The sequence below is a fragment of the Cupriavidus sp. FW305-46 genome (assembly GCF_058787075.1).
In genome coordinates, this window is the sequence record NZ_JBYSZI010000001.1 from 31,378 (window position 1) to 46,933 (window position 15,556).

Consider the following 15,556-nt stretch of genomic DNA (forward strand, 5'->3'; position numbering starts at 1 on the left):
TAGCCAACTCCATGATCGATATCAGCCAGATTGTCAGCAGCGCCGCCAATGCGGTCGAGGGCGCCAGGCGCGCCAGCGCCGATGCAACCGCGAGCGGATTCGGCGACGCGCTGTCGCGCGCCCGCGAAAGCAGCAAGGCGCCCGCGCCGCCGGCCAGGGAAGCCGCCGCGCGCGACCAGCCCGCATCGCGCCAGCCCGCGGCGCAGGCCGACGCCGGCAAGCCGCAGCCAGCCGCCGCGGCCGGCAAGAAGCCCGCGGCCGGCCACAAGGATGAAGACCAGGACCAGGATGACACCGCGGCGGCCACGCCGACGGATGCCGCAGCCGCTGCCGCAGCGGCCCTGGCCCTGATGCTTCCCGCCGCAGCCCCGGCCAGCCCCGCTGCCGCGCCGGCCGGCGCGGCGGGTTCCGCCATCGCCGGCGTTGCCGACACCGGCGCCGCCGCACTGCAGGCGGCACTGGCAAATGCCGCGCAGCCGGCCACGGCAGATGCCCCGGCCGATGCCATGCCGGCGGCCGCCACGCCACTGCCGGAAACGCTGCAGGTCGTCACCACCGAAGCCCGGCCAGCACAGCCTTCGGTAGCCGACACGCTGGCCACCATCGCATCCCAGCGCGCCGCGATGCAGGCCAGCACCAGCGCAGGCACCGACGGCAAGACCGGCACGGCCCAGGCCATCCCGGGCGACGTGCTCGCGGTCCAGCAGGACGCCAGCGGCCAGTCTGCCGGCGGATCGGGCAATCGCCCGGACAGCGGCATCGCCCAGCACCGCGCCGATCCGCTCGCCGCCAGCCCCGGCACGGCCGATGCCAGGCCCGCGGCAACGCCGTTCGCCGTCGCACAGGCTGCCGCCCGCACCGGCGAGGCTGGCGCGGCCAGCCCCGACAACACACAAGCCGTGGCCGCCGCGCTGGCCGGCCAGGCCACCCCGTCGGCTACTGCAGCCGCTGCCGCCGCCTCCGCCCGTCCGGTGGTCACCCCGCAGCTGTACGACAGCCAGTGGCCGCAGGCCCTTGGCCAGCAGATGATCCGCATGAGCACGCAAGGCCAGCAACGCGCCGAACTGCAGCTGAACCCGCCCGATCTCGGGCCGCTCAAGGTCGTGCTCAACGTGGTCAACGACCAGGCCCAGGCCCAGTTCGTCTCGCCCCACCAGGCCGTGCGCGCCGCGGTGGAAGCGGCGCTGCCGCACCTGCGCACCGCGCTGTCGGAGAATGGCATCCAGCTTGGCCAGACCTCGGTGGGCGCAGACGCCTTTGCCAGCCAGGCGGGCAATGGGAACGGGCAGCAACAGCAAGCGCCGGGGAATGGGCGCGGGCAAACCGGCTTTGGTAGCGGCACGCTGGCGGCTGTTGAGCCGGCGGCAGGGGCCAGTACGACGGTGCGTCCCGCGCGTGTGCTTGGGCGTGGCGAGATCGATACGTTTGCCTGATCAATCACTGTGTAACGGGGTCCCTTGAAGGGATAGCAGGAGCAACCGGTGTTGGATAACCGCCTGGGTGCTCCCTCTCCCGCAACCGGGAGAGGGGAGCAAACCACCGGCAAGCTGATTCTGCAGCAGCAAAGGCGCGCGGAATAAATGGCTGCAATTGCGCTCCACTGACTTGCCTGCAACAAGGGCAGGTAAGGAGCACAATGCATGGGATTGCCGCAGCATGTGTATCCGGCCACCTGCCCCATGACCTTTGATCTTTTCGACAGCCTCGACGGCCCGAACCCCGCTACACCAACCATCGAGTCCCTCGCCGACGGCGCCGTAGTCCTGCGCGGCCTGGCCCGTGCGGATGCCGAAGTGCTGCTGGCCGATGTCCAGGCCATCATCGCGCTTGCGCCCTGGCGGCACATGATCACCCCCGGCGGGCTGACAATGTCGGTGGCAATGGTCAACTGCGGCACGGTCGGCTGGGTCTCCGATGCGCGCGGCTATCGCTATGACCCCATCGATCCGCTGAACGGAAAGCCGTGGCCGGAGATGCCTGCGAGTTTCCGGCAGCTGGCCACCACCGCCGCGGCGCAAGCGGGCTTTGCCGGTTTCGAACCGGATGCCTGCCTCATCAATCGCTACGAGCCGGGCACCCGGCTCTCGCTGCACCAGGACCGCGACGAGCGCGATTTCAGCGCGCCCATCGTTTCGGTCTCGCTGGGACTGCCCGCGGTGTTCCTGTTCGGCGGCATGCGCCGCGCCGACCGCCCGCAGCGGGTGCGGCTGGCGCATGGCGACGTGGTGGTGTGGGGCGGGCCGTCGCGGCTGGCCTTCCACGGCGTGGCGCCGCTGGCCGACGGCGACCATCCGCTGCTGGGGCGGCTGCGCATCAACCTGACATTCCGCAAGGCGCGTTAGCCATCACCGCCGCCTTGGCACTTTGCCGGGGGTTTTCTACAGTCAATGGACTGTCCTGAACGCCACCGTGCAAAGGCCCATACCATGCATCTCGACGGCTCCTGCCATTGCGGCGCGGTCCACTTCTCGCTTGAATCCGATTCACCCAGTCCGTATATGCATTGCCATTGCTCGATCTGCCGCAAGACGGCCGGCGGTGGCGGCTACGCGATCAACATCGGCGGCGACGCGGCCACGCTGCGCGTGCGCGGGCGCAAGCACCTGGGCATTTACCACGCCGTGCTGCGCGAACCCGGCAAGCGCGCGCGGCGCTCGCCGGCGCAGCGGCATTTCTGCGTGAAATGCGGCAGCGCGCTGTGGCTTTGGGACCCGCGCTGGCCGGAGTTGGTATATCCGCATGCATCGGCCATCGACACGCCGCTGCCGCGCCCGCCGGAGGTGGTGGAGGCCTCGCTGGAATCGGTCGCGCCCTGGGTCGACGTGCCCAAGGGCAAAGGCCATGTGCACTGCGACACCTGGCCGGAAGAATCGCTGGCGGACTGGCACAAGCGGCACGGCCTGTCGTCGCGCTGAAAGGCTCCCGTTCGGCGTCAATGTGCGGCTCGATGCCGGCTTCGGGCGGCGCACGCGCGGGGTCTACTTCCAGATCAATGAAGCGTTCTGAGCGCCCGGGCCGCAAAGGCCGGGCGCTTGCGTCTGCTTAGGCGGGCAGGAACCCCTCGACGGTCAGGTAGCGCTCGCCGGTGTCGTAGTTGAAGCCCAGCACGCGCGCGTTGGCCGGCAGCTCGGGCAGTTTCTGCGCGATCGCGGCCAGCGTGGCGCCGGACGAGATGCCGACCAGGATGCCTTCCTCGCGCGCGCAGCGGCGTGCCATCTCGCGCGCGGGCTCGGCATCGACCTGGATCACGCCGTCGAGCAACGAGGTATCGAGGTTCTTCGGGATAAAGCCCGCGCCGATGCCCTGGATCGGGTGCGGCGCCGGCGCGCCGCCGGAGATCACCGGCGAGGCCACCGGCTCGACGCCAAAGACCTTGAGCTGCGGCCACTTGTCCTTGAGCACGCGGGCGCAGCCCGTCAGGTGGCCGCCGGTGCCGACGCCGGTGATCAGCACATCCAGCCCCTCGGGGAAGTCATTCAGGATTTCCTGCGCGGTGGTGCGCGCGTGCACGTCGACATTGGCCGGGTTCTCGAACTGCTGCGGCATCCATGCGCCCGGCGTGGCCGCAACCAGTTCCTCGGCGCGAGCGATCGAGCCCTTCATGCCCTTCTCGCGCGGGGTCAGGTCAAAGGTGGCGCCATAAGCCAGCATCAGGCGGCGGCGTTCCACTGACATGCTGTCGGGCATCACCAGCACCAGCTTGTAGCCCTTGACCGCGGCCACCATGGCCAGGCCGATGCCGGTATTGCCCGAGGTCGGCTCGATGATGGTGCCGCCCGGCTTGAGCACGCCACGGCGTTCTGCGTCTTCCACCATCGACAGCGCGATGCGGTCCTTGATCGAGGCGCCGGGGTTGCTGCGCTCTGACTTGATCCAGACCTCGTGGCCGTTGCCGAACAGGCGGTTGATGCGGATATGCGGGGTATTGCCGATCGTCTGCAGGATGTTCTGGACCTTCATGGTGTTCTCCGTGGCGGGCGCGATGCCGCAGGCCTGTAAGGCGCTGGCATCGCAGGATCGAATGACGGGATGATTCTAGAGCAAAGCGCCGTGCAGGCCGAATGCTGGCCAGTGACCGAAATCCCTCGCCCCTGCCTTAAATGGTCTTCATATCAGAAATAAACAACAACCGCCCGATGCGACATCGGGTCGTCAAAGAGCTCCCTCTTATGGCACCATGCGGACTAGTCGGATGACTATGCCGACATGCTCTCCGCTTGTAGCTCGACGGGCACCGCGCCCATTGGAAGCCAACATGAAGACTGAGCAGCCCAAACGCTATATCGCCTGGCTAGTGGCCGTCTATGTGTCTTGCGGATTCGCGTATCTCGCCTGGCGCGTAGGAACCGTCAACATGGACGCGCCGTGGCTGTCTCTGCCGCTGTATGCCGCTGAAGTCTACGGATACCTGAGCGGCCTTCTGTTCGTGCTGATGACCTTCCGGCTCAGCGTGCGGGAGGTAGTACCGCCGCCAGCGGGACTGAAGGTCGATGTGTTCGTGCCCACTTATAACGAGTCCGTGGAGCTGCTGCGTCGTACGCTGCTGGCGGCCACGCGGATGGAGTACCCGCATGTTACCTGGCTACTGGATGACGGCCGGCGGCCAGACATGCGCAAGCTGGCCGAGGATCTTGGCTGCCGCTACCTCGCCCGCGATAACAACTCCCACGCCAAGGCCGGCAACCTGAACCACGCGCTGCAGTTCTGCGAAGGCGACTTCATTGCGATCTTCGACGCCGACCATGCTCCTCGCAAGGATTTCCTGGTGAAGACACTGGGATTCTTCCTCGATGCAGACGTTGCGTTCGTGCAGACACCGCAAGACTTCTTCAATATCGACTCGTTCAACCACCGCGTCGGAAAGAAGCGGGTCTGGGATGAGCAGGCGCTCTTCTTCAAAGTCATACAGCGCGGCAAGGACGCACTGAATGCGGCCTTTTTCTGCGGCAGTTGTGCGGTTATCCGACGTTCCGCGGTGGAGAGAATCGGCGGCTTCGCCACCGAGACCGTTACGGAGGATGTCCATACGGCAGTCAAGCTGCACAAGCTGGGATTCAAGTCTGTGTACTACGCCGAATCACTTGCCTTTGGCCTGGCGCCGCACAGCATTGACACCTACCTGAAGCAGCGCATGCGTTGGGGAATGGGATCGATGCAGGTATTCCGGCGCGAAAGAATTCTTTTCAGCCGGGGCCTGACGCTGGGCCAGCGACTCAACTATTTCGCCTCGGCACTTTTCTTCTTCGAAGGTTGGCAGAAGCTTGTTTTCTTTCTGACACCGCCGGCAGTATTTCTCTCGGGCGACCTACCCATAGTCTCATCGCTCAACACCTTCCTGCTGCTGTTCTGCCTGTACTACCTGCTGTCGATGTTGGTTCACCTTGAGCTGGGACGCGGCTACAACTCGCTGCTTCTCAGCGAGCAGTACGCCATGACTCGATTCTTTGCCTTCATGTCAACGAGCGTTGGACTGTTTCGTCGCAACATCCCGTTCGCCGTGACCGACAAGCAGCTTTCCGATACAGGCAGGATGTGGCTCTGGATGTCGCCGGTGCTTGCGCTGGCGGGGATTACGGCAATCAGCGTGCCGATAGGCCTGTACCGGATGCATACAGGGAGCATTCCGGTCGGTGCAGGCCTCGTCACGCTCCTATGGACCTGCGTGACCCTTCTCACGGCAGCGATGGTGACCGTCTACGCTCACCGCCATGCAAGCAACCGCCGCACCGAGTACCGCTTCCCGCTGCGGCTGCCGATCACGCTGACCCTTGATGGCAAGTCATACCTTGGCTTGACATCGGACCTTTCCCCCAACGGCGCGCTTTACATCGGGGAGCCAATTCCAACGTTATCCCGCGGCGACACGGTAAACATGGCCATCCACCTGCCCAATCTGATCGTATGCGATGCGGCCGTGGCGACCTTCGTCAACCGAGCTGCGGCGTGGGCGGGAAAGGCCGCGTCGGGCGTCGCCGGGGAGGCCACAGTGGGACTGCGCTTTAACTGGGATGCGCAGGGCAACACCGGCGCACTCGAGACGTTCCTGTACGGTAGTCGGCTGCAGCTTGAAATGGGCAACCTTTCTGAAACCGAGACTCCGCCTCTGACTCGCCTGGCTGAATTGCTGAGCCGCGACGGGGGCGCGCCACTGCTGACGCAGAACTGGGCGCCGGGACTGCTGATGCAGCCGCTGCGCGCCGGCGTGTTGCCGGTGGTCATCGCCACGATCGAGGGCGCGGCGCCGCTGCTGTTCAGCAGCATCGAACTCGATCTGGACACTGGTGCCACGTTGCGTCGTACCACGGAAGGCATGGCCACGGAACATACGGTCAGGCTGACGCCCACGGGCAGGCTAGCGACGCCAACCGGCGATTTCCACCTTTACAACATTACGCCGCACGCGACGACGGTATGAGAGAAAAAAGCCGAATGACGCAGGACACGCGCAAGAATATTCGGGCCGACCGTGCTCTCGCCATCGTGACCCTCTGTGGCGCGGCCATGGTCCCGTTGCCGGCCATGGCGGGCACGTTGTTCGGCGGGGCAAGCTTCGCCGGTGGAGGTGAGCGTAGCGAATACGCTGGTGTCACCGGCAATTGGCTGCCGGTGTCCTTCCTCACCCAGAAGCTCGTCGTCAGCGACTACCACTACAAGTACGGCTCGAACGGCACGACGGTGTCAGTGAACGGACAGTCGGCCGAGGCGGCGCTTGGCGTACAGAAAGGCTGGGAGACCGGCTGGGTTGAAGCCACGGCCGGTGCGCGCTATCGCTACAATCGCGTGTCGCCAGAAGGCGCCGATAACCGTGTCGACGGCGGCGAATGGGGCCTGGCATTGACAGTCCTCGGCCAGCAGGAGTTCGCGAAACACTGGGCCGTCAACGGGATCGCGAGCTACAACATCGGGCCCAAGGCGTATTGGGCGCGCGGCCGGATTCTCTACAAGATTTTCGGCGATGCGTGGGCCGGCGCGGAGATCATCAAGCACGGCGACCCGTTTTACCACTCCACGCAGGGCGGTCTGGTGCTGACCGGCATCTCGCTCGGCCAGACCGTGAAGCTTGGCTTCTACGGTGGTGTCAAGAAGACCGGTGGGCAGCCGCGCGCGTTCTATGGCGGGCTGGAAATCAGCAAGGCGTTCTGATGGCGCTGGTGCCGCACACATACGGCTGCGGGAGCGGCGCACGGCGTTGCTGCTGACGGGAACGAGTGGGCGCCGCTGAATCCGGGGAAGATCGTCACAGATGCCCCAAAGTGCCCCAACAATACGCTAACTATTTGATTCCATTGACATGGAACGTTAGGCTGAAGTTGTTGGCGGGCATTGGCACCGGCTCGTCGCAGCGCATGCCCTGCGCCTCGCCCAACGCGATCACGGCTTCCATGTCGCGCACGCCCCAGTCGGCATCGGTGGCGCGCAGCTGCGCGTCGAAGGCGGCGTTGCTGGGCGCCGTATGCGCGCCGCCGCGGCGATAGGGGCCATACAGGAACAGCACGCCGCCCGGGCCCAGCAGCTTGCCGGCGCCTGCGAAGAGCGCCTCGGCCGCGGCCCACGGGGCGATATGGATCATGTTGATGCAGACCACCGCATCCGCGGCGTCGATGCCCCACGGCTGGCGGCAGACATCCAGCGCCAGCGGCGCGCGCACATTGGCCAGGCCCGCATGCGCGGTCCACGCGGCGATCGACGCGCGCGCGGCGGCTTCCGGATCGCTTGGCTGCCAGGTCAGTCCCGGCAACGCTGCCGCGAAGTGCACGGCATGCTGGCCGGTGCCGCTGGCAATTTCCAGCACCGTGCCGCTGGCGGGCAGCACTTTGCGCAATACCGCAAGGATCGGCTCGCGGTTGCGCTCGGTGGCGGGCGCCATGCGGCGTGCATCGGGGTCTTGGGTCGAGCCGGTCATGATGGCATGCTCAGCGGGGGAAAGCGCCTAGCGTAGCAGAATCGGCGCGCCGGGGGGCGCGCTGCCGCAGTGCGTCAACGGCGCCCCGGAATCCGGTAGATCAAGCGCTCGAACTTGCGCGTCGTGGCCTGGCCCACGACCGTGCCGCCAAGCGACTCTGCGATCCGGCGGCTGGGCCAGTTCGGTTCGGCCACGGGATAGACCAGGTGCGCCGGCGACAGGTTGTCCTGCGCCCATTGCGCCAGCGCAGTGACCGCTTCCAGGCCGAAGGCATGGCCGTGGCAGTCCTCGCGGATCCAGATGCCGAGTTCCGGCGCGGGCGTGTCGGCATGGTGCAATCCCGCCAGCCCCAGGAACAGCCCGTCGTCGGCACGCCGGATGGTGAGCACGAATTCCGAGCCTCGCGCCATGCCTGCCAGCCAGCCTTGCCACACGGCCTCGAAAGCCGCCGGCGAGGGCGACGGCTCTCCCAGTCCATGAATCGCGCAAGCGTCGGGGTGATGCAGGCAAACGCCTCGGCTGCATCGTCGCCACGAAAGGGCAGCAGGCTGAGGCGCGCGGAGCGGATGTGCGGAAGCTGGTCAGGCATGACGGGCGGGAGGCTGGGCGTGAACCGGAGTTGCCATGTTAGACGATCGCGCCCCAGTAAAAAACGGCGGGCCGAAGCCCGCCGCCCTCATCCTGGCACTGCGCGACGCGTCAGGCCTTGGCCAGCCTGACGCCGGTCGGGTCGCCCGTCAGGTAACCCACGGCGGCACCGAAGCGGTCCTTGTAGTTGGCCATCACCTTGGCTTCAAGCGCCGGCCGCACCTTGTCGTGCAGCGGCGACTCCCAGTCGCCAACGTGCTGGAAGTTGCTCATCACATAAGTCCAGCCGTTGATCTCGTCCACCGCGTGCAGGCCGGTGGATTCGGCGCCGACCGGGCACGACAGCACGCGGCTGAGCACCTTGGTATCGACGTTGTACGCCCACAGGAAGTTGTTGACGTGGGTGTTGCTGTCCTCGCCGACAAACAGCGTGCGCAGCTTTTCCGAGAACTTCAGGTTGTCGGGCGTGGCCACCTTGTCCGGGTTGGCAAAGTTGCCCAGCGCATCCTGCTGCTTCATCTTGCCACCGCCCAGGTCTTCGCTGACCAGCGCGGGCACCGCCGCCATGTCGACCGGCACCCATTCGCTGTTGATGGCCGTGCCGGTCTTGTCGGCCTGGCCGCCCTTCAGGTTCAGCTCATAGACCGCGCCGGAGTACGGGCCTTCCACCTGGATATCACCGGCGTTGGCGGCATTGCCCGTGAGCATGCTCGACTCGATGCGGGACATGGCCGAGTAGGCCTTCTTGTCCTTGATGTTGACCGTGGTGCCTTCCATCTTGGTAAAGCCCAGGCTGCCGCCGACCAGGGCGGCGTAGCGGTGCGTTTCCAGGAACGCCGCGGCCTTTTCCATGCCCGGCATCAGCTTCACCCAGTTCGGCTTGCCGTTGTAGATGATGCGGGTGTAGCTGACGTCAGCGGGATCGGTGGTCCTGACATCCATGATGTCGGCCAGCCTGATGCCGCCGTCGACCAGCGCGCGGATTTCGGCACTGGTGGCGCTGCCCAGCCTGATCCACGACAGCGTGGCGCTGCCCGGCCCCACGCCCGAGGTCTGGTGCCACTTGGCCACGTACAGCGTGCCGGACGACAGGTCGCGGGCGCGGTCGGCGATAAACAGGAACAGGCCGCCGTTGGTGGCATCGTCGCCCATCAGCACGGTGCGTTCGTCGGGCATGACCTGCACCAGCTCATGCGAGATGCGGCCCAGGCAGTAGTGCTTCTTGATGGTGCCGGTGCCGTCCGGGTTGACCGTGACTTCCGGCAGGTGGCCGTAGTTGTAGGCGTTGGCGCGGGCCGGGTCGCCGTACAGGTTCTGGCTGTAGCCCTGCAACTGCGTGACCGCGCTGGCGTTCAGCAGGTCGGTCTCGTACTCCTCGCTCGACAGGTGGGTGTTCCACGGCGACAGGCTGGCGCCGCAGGTGATCCACAGGCCGTTGACGCCCGAGGTATCGACATTGTGGTACTTGACCGGGGTCAGCTTGCCGGTGGCCGGGTCCTGGTCCAGCGTCACCACCGCGATCGGCGACGGCAGCAGGCCGTACATGCTGACATTGCCCTGGTTGCGCGTGGTGTACTCGAACTGCACCACCGCAAACACCGTCTTGCCCTTGATGCCGGGCACGGTCGGGTTGGCCAGGGTCAGCAGCGAGCTGCCGTCCGGCGCGTCGGAGAAGAACTGGCGTTCCTTGCCGGCCACGGAGGTGTCCATGATCGGCTTGTTGTTGATGTCGTAGTAGCCGCCGGCCAGGATGGTGCCGCCCTTGCCGTCGGGCAGGGTGTCGCCGGTGATGAAGAACGGCTGGTAGGCCAGCTTGTAGGTCTGGCTGCTGCCGTCGCTGAACGACACCTTGAGGCTGGAGCCCACCGTGGTGGTCGCCATGGCGTCGGGCGTTGCCAGCGTCGGCGCGCTCATGCCAACGAATTCGGCCGTGGTGAACGTGGCCGCCTGGGCCGGCGGAAGCGGCGCGGCGACAGCGTCGTCGCCACCGCCGCAACCTGCCAGCAGGCTGGTGGAGGCAAGGCCAAGCGGCAGCATCGGCGCGCCGGCCAGGAGCTTCAGGGCCTTGCGGCGGCCTGCATTGGGTTGTTCAAGCATGTTCTCGATCCGGGGAAAAGGAAGGGATATGTTGTTCACTGCGTATTTGCGCCGGTCCTGCGGGCGGGGCCGGGCACCAGTTGGCACAGGCGGGCGGCGGGCGGCATTGCGCATGGCCGTAGCGGATCGTAGGCGCCGTTTGTGACACCAAGTTGACGATACAACACAAAAGCGGTGCTATCGCCCTGGTCCCGGATGCCGCTGCGGTACACTTGCCCTTTGCATCCGCGGCTCCACAGGCGCGGATCCGTTGAATGCCGGCAGCCGCCGTTTCTGCCTCCTTCCGCCCTTCCGCTTGCCCACCTACACGCTAGCCAACCCCGTCCGGGCCGAGATCGAAATCCGCAAGAGCCGCTTCCTGGCGCTGGCGCTGCCCGTTGCCGACCGTGACGCCGCCATGGCGGCGCTGCAGGCGCTTCGCGCCGAGCACCCCACTGCCACCCACGTGTGCTGGGCCTTGCTGGCTGGCGGCGCCTCGGGCATGTCCGACGATGGCGAACCTTCCGGCACCGCCGGCCGGCCCATCCTGGAAGTGGTGCGCCACCATGACCTGGACGGCGTGCTGGCGGCGGTGGTGCGCTATTACGGTGGCGTCAAGCTGGGGGCCGGCGGGTTGGTACGCGCTTACACCGATGCCATCGCGGCCGCGCTGAAAACGGCCGAGCGCGTGGAACGCATCGCCTACGGCACCCTGACGGTGTCAGTCGACTACGCCGACGAGCCGCGCGTGCGCCGCTGGCTCGACTACGATGCGCAGCCGGGATGCACGCTGGCCGACACCGCCTATGGCGCGCTGGCCACGCTGGTCCTGCGCATGCCCGCAACCCAGCTCGACGCCGCGCGCGACGCCCTGCGCGACGCGACCCACGGACGCGCCCAATTCCCGGAAGCGGAGGATGAGGACCATGGCTGAACGCGAGCCGGTGGCGCCCGACGACCGCGCGGAATTCACCGCAAGCGTCCTGCCAGGCAATACCCGCTTCGCCGCGTCGGCGGCGCTGAGCCTGCTGGAAGCTGCCTTGCTCGAAGGCGTGGCGCTGCCCAACTCCTGCCGCAACGGCACCTGCCGCGCCTGCGCCAGCCGGCTGCATGCGGGGACGATCCGCTATCGGATCGAATGGCCGGGGTTGAGTCTGGATGAGAGGGATGAGGGGCTGATCTTGCCGTGCGTGGCTTGTCCGGCCAGTGATGTGGTGATTGAGCCTGTCAGTTTGGGATAGGGCTCAGGCCTGAAGAGAGCCTTAATCACCGTTGGGCAGCGTCAAGACTACGCTCTCACCCCTCAACCGCCAGAAAAAACCGCAACGCCAGCTTCAACCCATCCGGCCCCGCCGGATCGGAAAACGCCTGCCCGCCTGCCCCGCCACTCCAGGCGTGACCCAGCCCCTCGATCCGCACCAGGCGCACGTAAGGCGACTTTCCGTCCATCCAGTCGAACACATCCATCGCATGGCGCATGCCGCGCTGGATGCGCCGTGCCGGCACCGCGGACAGCGCGTGCGCACCCTCCGGCTGCAGGTGCATCCACATGCCCGCCGCGGCGGTGGCGTTGCTGAAGTCGACCACGTGGTCGGCATCGCCATGCAGCAATAGCAACGGCGGCGGGCGGCGCCCTGCCAGCCCGAACCGCAGCGCCTGCATGGCCTTGGCATCGGGCCCACGCCCCCCGCGCATGGCGCGCGCTGCCTGGGCGGCATTGGTGGCGCTCCATGGCACCGCGCCGGAGTGCGACCCCACTGCGGCAAAGCGTTCCGGATAGCGCAGCCCCAGCATCAGCGCCATCGCGCCGCCCGCGGACAGCCCCAGCACGCTGATGCGGTCCGCGGCAACTGGATGGCAGCGGCAAGCCTGGTCGACCAGCGCCATCAGCAGCCCGGCTTCGACGCCGCCCTGCGCGGCGGGCCGGAACCAGTTCCAGCAGCGCTGTGCATTGGCCTGCGAGGTCTGTTCAGGCAGCAACACCACCCAGCCGGCTTCGCGCGCCACCGCGGCGGCGCGCGTGACCGTGGCAAAGCTGGCGGCGTCCTGGCCGCAGCCATGCAGCAGCACCAGCATTGGCGCGCGCCGCGACGCCGTGACGCCGGCCGGCACGAAGATGCGGTAGCGGCGCGGTGCCACTGGCGCGCCCCATGCGCCTTCTTCCCAGCGCCCGCTGCCGCGGCTCTGCGGCGCCTGCACCGGCGATACCACGCCCGACAGTGCGCGCTGCGTGGCGGCCGTGACTGCAGCAGATTGCTTCACTGCGTTGCGCACGATGGCCTCGGTCATCGGCCTGGTCAGGTTCTGGTTGACGGCGCGCTGCATGCGGCGCGCATTGCGGGCAGCAGCCTTGTTCAGCGTGGACCAGAGTTTTGCACCGGATGAGCGGGGCATGCGGCGTCCTGTCGGCTTGGGTAACCCGTACATCATATGCGCAAGCCCAGGCCCACCTTGCATGCAACGCGTGCCGGATGACTGCCTACAATGCAAGGGCCGTGTCGCCCCGAGACATGGACAGGAGGCAAGCATGAGCGATGTGACAAACGAGTTCAGGCCTTTGGATCCTGGCCGCATCAACCTGATGGATCCGCTTGAAGTGCAGTACTGGTGCCGGGAGCTCGGCTGCAGCACCAGTGACCTGGAGAACGCCGTCGATGCCGCGGGCGACCATATCTCCGCGGTACGCGCGCAACTGGAATCGAACCAGGCCGGCGCGCGGCCTGGCTGAAATCCCGAGACAAACGGTGGCAGGCAGGCATCCCCGGCTGAGCGGGGATGCCTGTGGCGGCCTGCGCCTTCAGCGGCCACGTGAGATGTCGGCGCCGTCCATGACGGCATGCGCGGCACGCATCAATCGCATGCGTGCATGCAGTCCATACTCTTGTTAAGCGCTGTGCAGACCGGAATTCAGCAATGCCTTATTCGCTGGACGGCGGTTTTGCTGCATGATTTCCGGCCCGGGCAAAAGACCCGGCACTCAAGACTGGGACAGCTTGATTACACCATGTCGGAAAACAAGGGGTTACCAACACTAGGACGCATCGACAATGAACACCAGGCTGCCGATTTTCACGGTTTGCACCGCCTTGCTTGCACCTGCCGCGTGGGCCGGCAATGACCCGCACTGGAGCTACACCGGACCGACCGGCGCCAGCCACTGGGCCAAGCTCGACCAGGACTACAAGACCTGTGCGCTGGGCAAGCACCAGTCGCCCATCGATATCCGCACCGGCAAGGCCCAACCTGCCGACCTGAAGCCGATCGGCTTTGGCTATGCCGCGGCGCCCGCCACCGTGGTCAACAACGGCCACACCGTACAGGTCAACCTGCCCGCAGCGGGGCAGATCGAACTCGACGGCGTGCCCTACAGGCTGCTGCAGTTCCACTTCCATACGCCCAGCGAAGAGAAGATCAACGGCAAGAGCTATCCGCTGGTCGCGCACCTGGTGCACCAGAATGCAGAAGGCAAGCTGGCGGTGGTGGCGGTGCTGTTCAAGTCCGGGCGGGAGAATGCGGCGCTGAAACCGGTCTTCGCGAGCCTGCCGGCCAAGGCCGGCGAGTCGCGCGAACTGACGGCGCCGCTGGATGTGGCGGCGTTGCTGCCGGCCCGGCAGTCGTACTGGGCCTTCTCCGGCTCGCTGACCACGCCGCCGTGCAGCGAGGACGTGCGCTGGCAGGTGCTGAAGACCCCGGTGGAAGTGTCGCCGGCGCAGTTGGCCGCATTCCGCCGGCTTTATCCGATGAACGCCCGTCCGGTGCAGCCGCTGAACGGCCGCACGGTGCAGGCCAGCCGCTAACTGCGCACTGTTTGCTCCCTCTTCCGCTTGCGGGAGAGGGAGCAAACCGGCAGCGTGCTTAGGACAGCCCGCGCAGCGCCAGCTCGCCGCCCAACACCAGCAGCCCGCAGAAGAACAGCTTGCGGAAGCGCTCGGCGCTGATCCGGTGGCGCAGCCACTGGCCCAGGAACATGCCGCCGAGCGCCGGCACCAGCGCCAGCGCCGAGGCGCCCAGCACCGGCATATGCAGCAGCGACCCGCCCATGGCCAGGCTCACCGCCAGCGCAATGGTCGATACCGTGAACGACAGCCCGAGCGCCTGCACCAGGCTTTCCTTGTCCATCCCGAGTCCCTGCAGGTAAGGCACGGCGGGAATCACGAACACACCGGTCACCGCCGTAATGCCACCCGTGACCAGCCCGGTCAACGGCCCGAGCCACCGCTCCGCCCCCGCCGGCACCACCAGCTTCACCGCTGCCAGCCCGACCACCGCGTACAGCACCAGCGCCACACCCAAGGCCGAGGTCGCGTGCGTCATCATGCCGGCCGGCACCCATGCCGCGCACAGCCAGGTGCCGGCGCAGATCGCCACCAGCATCGGCCACAGCCGTTGCATCAGTTGCCCGAAGCGCGGGCCGCTGAACAGCTGCACCACGTTGGTCACCATCGACGGCGCCACCAGCAGCGCCGCTGCCTGCGCGGGCGGCATCACCAGCCCCAGCATGCCCACCGCGACCGTGGGCAAGCCCAGGCCCACCACCCCTTTGACAAAGCCTGCCAGCAAGAATGTCAGGCCGATAAAGGCGGCTTGGGTGGCGATTGCTTCCATCGTCATCGCTGCTCCCCCTCAGCCCGCCTTGTGGTCATGCACCGCGCGGCTGTCCGCCGGCGCCTGGTCGCGCTCGTTCAGCCCGTAGTCGCGCAGCACCTGCGCCACGCGCAGCCGGTAGCCGGCAAACACGCCGCCGCGACCGGACGCCTGCGCCTGGCGATGCGCCAGCGTATTGCGCCAGGCGATCACCGCGGCCTCGTCGCGGAAGAACGACAGCGACAGCAGCTTGTTGGGGTTGGTCAGGCTCTGGAAGCGCTCCACCGAGATAAAGCCGTCGATGGCCTCCAGCTGCGGGCGCAGGTCCGCGGCGATGTCGAGGTAGTTGTCCTGCCGGCCCGGCGCGGGCTCGACTTCGAAGATGACTGCGATCATGTTGTCTCC

15 protein-coding genes and 1 pseudogene are annotated in these 15,556 nt (G+C 66.9%); 9 read left to right on the forward strand and 7 right to left on the reverse strand.

What is annotated here, in order from left to right; genetic code table 11:
• The first annotated feature begins 11 nt into the window (after window positions 1-11).
• The 3 genes from AC3WON_RS00145 to AC3WON_RS00155 all read left to right on the forward strand — a co-directional run bounded on the left by AC3WON_RS00145 (window position 12) and on the right by AC3WON_RS00155 (window position 2,915).
• Entirely contained in the window at window positions 12-1,433 is a 1,422-nt protein-coding gene (locus AC3WON_RS00145) for a flagellar hook-length control protein FliK (protein ID WP_492350798.1), read from the forward strand.
• 246 nt (window positions 1,434-1,679) lie between these two features.
• The gene (gene alkB, locus AC3WON_RS00150; RefSeq protein ID WP_492350799.1) at window positions 1,680-2,342 is read left to right on the forward strand and encodes a DNA oxidative demethylase AlkB; all 663 of its coding nucleotides are present in this window, start codon (window positions 1,680-1,682) and stop codon (window positions 2,340-2,342) included.
• 84 nt (window positions 2,343-2,426) lie between these two features.
• The gene (locus AC3WON_RS00155) at window positions 2,427-2,915 is read left to right on the forward strand and encodes a GFA family protein (protein WP_492350800.1); all 489 of its coding nucleotides are present in this window, start codon (window positions 2,427-2,429) and stop codon (window positions 2,913-2,915) included.
• 127 nt (window positions 2,916-3,042) lie between these two features.
• Here the strand turns inward: AC3WON_RS00155 and cysK are convergent, their stop codons facing one another.
• Window positions 3,043-3,960: a cysteine synthase A gene (gene cysK / locus AC3WON_RS00160; protein ID WP_436224655.1), complete on the reverse strand. Its 918-nt coding sequence runs from the start codon at window positions 3,958-3,960 to the stop codon at window positions 3,043-3,045.
• Between the two features lie 295 nt (window positions 3,961-4,255).
• Here cysK and AC3WON_RS00165 point away from each other — a divergent pair, with 295 nt between their 5' ends.
• Window positions 4,256-6,415: a glycosyltransferase gene (locus AC3WON_RS00165; protein WP_492350801.1), complete on the forward strand. Its 2,160-nt coding sequence runs from the start codon at window positions 4,256-4,258 to the stop codon at window positions 6,413-6,415.
• Window positions 6,416-6,429: 14 nt separating this feature from the next.
• A complete protein-coding gene (bcsS, locus tag AC3WON_RS00170; protein ID WP_035827204.1) occupies window positions 6,430-7,143 on the forward strand; it encodes a cellulose biosynthesis protein BcsS in 714 nt (237 codons plus the stop codon).
• A 130-nt stretch (window positions 7,144-7,273) separates the two neighbouring features.
• Here bcsS and AC3WON_RS00175 read toward each other — a convergent pair whose 3' ends face one another.
• The 3 genes and pseudogenes from AC3WON_RS00175 to AC3WON_RS00185 all read right to left on the reverse strand — a co-directional run bounded on the left by AC3WON_RS00175 (window position 7,274) and on the right by AC3WON_RS00185 (window position 10,588).
• On the reverse strand, window positions 7,274-7,903 hold the full coding sequence (locus tag AC3WON_RS00175; protein ID WP_035827207.1) for a DUF938 domain-containing protein: 630 nt from the start codon (window positions 7,901-7,903) through the stop codon (window positions 7,274-7,276).
• 74 nt (window positions 7,904-7,977) lie between these two features.
• Window positions 7,978-8,492, reverse strand: a pseudogene (locus AC3WON_RS00180) (GNAT family N-acetyltransferase).
• Between the two features lie 110 nt (window positions 8,493-8,602).
• Window positions 8,603-10,588 (reverse strand): PhoX family protein, encoded by a 1,986-nt coding sequence (locus tag AC3WON_RS00185; RefSeq protein WP_492318305.1) that lies wholly within the window; start codon window positions 10,586-10,588, stop codon window positions 8,603-8,605.
• 295 nt (window positions 10,589-10,883) lie between these two features.
• On the opposite strand from AC3WON_RS00185, the gene AC3WON_RS00190 reads away from it, so the two are divergent.
• Window positions 10,884-11,501: an IMPACT family protein gene (locus AC3WON_RS00190; RefSeq protein WP_492350802.1), complete on the forward strand. Its 618-nt coding sequence runs from the start codon at window positions 10,884-10,886 to the stop codon at window positions 11,499-11,501.
• Window positions 11,494-11,808, forward strand: a complete 315-nt coding sequence (locus tag AC3WON_RS00195) for a 2Fe-2S iron-sulfur cluster-binding protein (protein ID WP_492350803.1) — start codon at window positions 11,494-11,496, stop codon at window positions 11,806-11,808. The genes AC3WON_RS00190 and AC3WON_RS00195 overlap by 8 nt, the downstream gene beginning before the upstream one ends.
• 55 nt (window positions 11,809-11,863) lie before the next feature.
• On the opposite strand, the gene AC3WON_RS00200 is transcribed toward AC3WON_RS00195, so the two are convergent.
• Window positions 11,864-12,961, reverse strand: a complete 1,098-nt coding sequence (locus AC3WON_RS00200) for an extracellular catalytic domain type 1 short-chain-length polyhydroxyalkanoate depolymerase (protein WP_492350804.1) — start codon at window positions 12,959-12,961, stop codon at window positions 11,864-11,866.
• 133 nt (window positions 12,962-13,094) lie between these two features.
• Here AC3WON_RS00200 and AC3WON_RS00205 point away from each other — a divergent pair, with 133 nt between their 5' ends.
• Entirely contained in the window at window positions 13,095-13,295 is a 201-nt protein-coding gene (locus AC3WON_RS00205) for a DUF3606 domain-containing protein (protein WP_010810704.1), read from the forward strand.
• A gap of 319 nt (window positions 13,296-13,614) precedes the next feature.
• On the forward strand, window positions 13,615-14,364 hold the full coding sequence (locus tag AC3WON_RS00210; protein ID WP_492350805.1) for a carbonic anhydrase: 750 nt from the start codon (window positions 13,615-13,617) through the stop codon (window positions 14,362-14,364).
• Window positions 14,365-14,422: 58 nt separating this feature from the next.
• Here AC3WON_RS00210 and AC3WON_RS00215 read toward each other — a convergent pair whose 3' ends face one another.
• Together AC3WON_RS00215 and AC3WON_RS00220 are read right to left on the reverse strand one after the other, a co-directional pair.
• Entirely contained in the window at window positions 14,423-15,178 is a 756-nt protein-coding gene (locus tag AC3WON_RS00215) for a sulfite exporter TauE/SafE family protein (protein WP_492350806.1), read from the reverse strand.
• Window positions 15,179-15,190: 12 nt separating this feature from the next.
• Window positions 15,191-15,547 (reverse strand): antibiotic biosynthesis monooxygenase family protein, encoded by a 357-nt coding sequence (locus AC3WON_RS00220; RefSeq protein WP_492350807.1) that lies wholly within the window; start codon window positions 15,545-15,547, stop codon window positions 15,191-15,193.
• Window positions 15,548-15,556: the final 9 nt, after the last annotated feature.

Coding starts and splice junctions, on each gene's coding strand:
- AC3WON_RS00210 (WP_492350805.1), top strand. CDS start 13,615: ATGAACACCAGGCTGCCGATTTTCACGGTTTGCACCGCCTTGCTTGCA.
- cysK (WP_436224655.1), bottom strand. CDS start 3,960: ATGAAGGTCCAGAACATCCTGCAGACGATCGGCAATACCCCGCATATC.
- alkB (WP_492350799.1), top strand. CDS start 1,680: ATGACCTTTGATCTTTTCGACAGCCTCGACGGCCCGAACCCCGCTACA.
- bcsS (WP_035827204.1), top strand. CDS start 6,430: ATGACGCAGGACACGCGCAAGAATATTCGGGCCGACCGTGCTCTCGCC.
- AC3WON_RS00200 (WP_492350804.1), bottom strand. CDS start 12,961: ATGCCCCGCTCATCCGGTGCAAAACTCTGGTCCACGCTGAACAAGGCT.
- AC3WON_RS00155 (WP_492350800.1), top strand. CDS start 2,427: ATGCATCTCGACGGCTCCTGCCATTGCGGCGCGGTCCACTTCTCGCTT.
- AC3WON_RS00175 (WP_035827207.1), bottom strand. CDS start 7,903: ATGACCGGCTCGACCCAAGACCCCGATGCACGCCGCATGGCGCCCGCC.
- AC3WON_RS00205 (WP_010810704.1), top strand. CDS start 13,095: ATGAGCGATGTGACAAACGAGTTCAGGCCTTTGGATCCTGGCCGCATC.
- AC3WON_RS00185 (WP_492318305.1), bottom strand. CDS start 10,588: ATGCTTGAACAACCCAATGCAGGCCGCCGCAAGGCCCTGAAGCTCCTG.
- AC3WON_RS00145 (WP_492350798.1), top strand. CDS start 12: ATGATCGATATCAGCCAGATTGTCAGCAGCGCCGCCAATGCGGTCGAG.
- AC3WON_RS00215 (WP_492350806.1), bottom strand. CDS start 15,178: ATGACGATGGAAGCAATCGCCACCCAAGCCGCCTTTATCGGCCTGACA.
- AC3WON_RS00165 (WP_492350801.1), top strand. CDS start 4,256: ATGAAGACTGAGCAGCCCAAACGCTATATCGCCTGGCTAGTGGCCGTC.
- AC3WON_RS00220 (WP_492350807.1), bottom strand. CDS start 15,547: ATGATCGCAGTCATCTTCGAAGTCGAGCCCGCGCCGGGCCGGCAGGAC.
- AC3WON_RS00195 (WP_492350803.1), top strand. CDS start 11,494: ATGGCTGAACGCGAGCCGGTGGCGCCCGACGACCGCGCGGAATTCACC.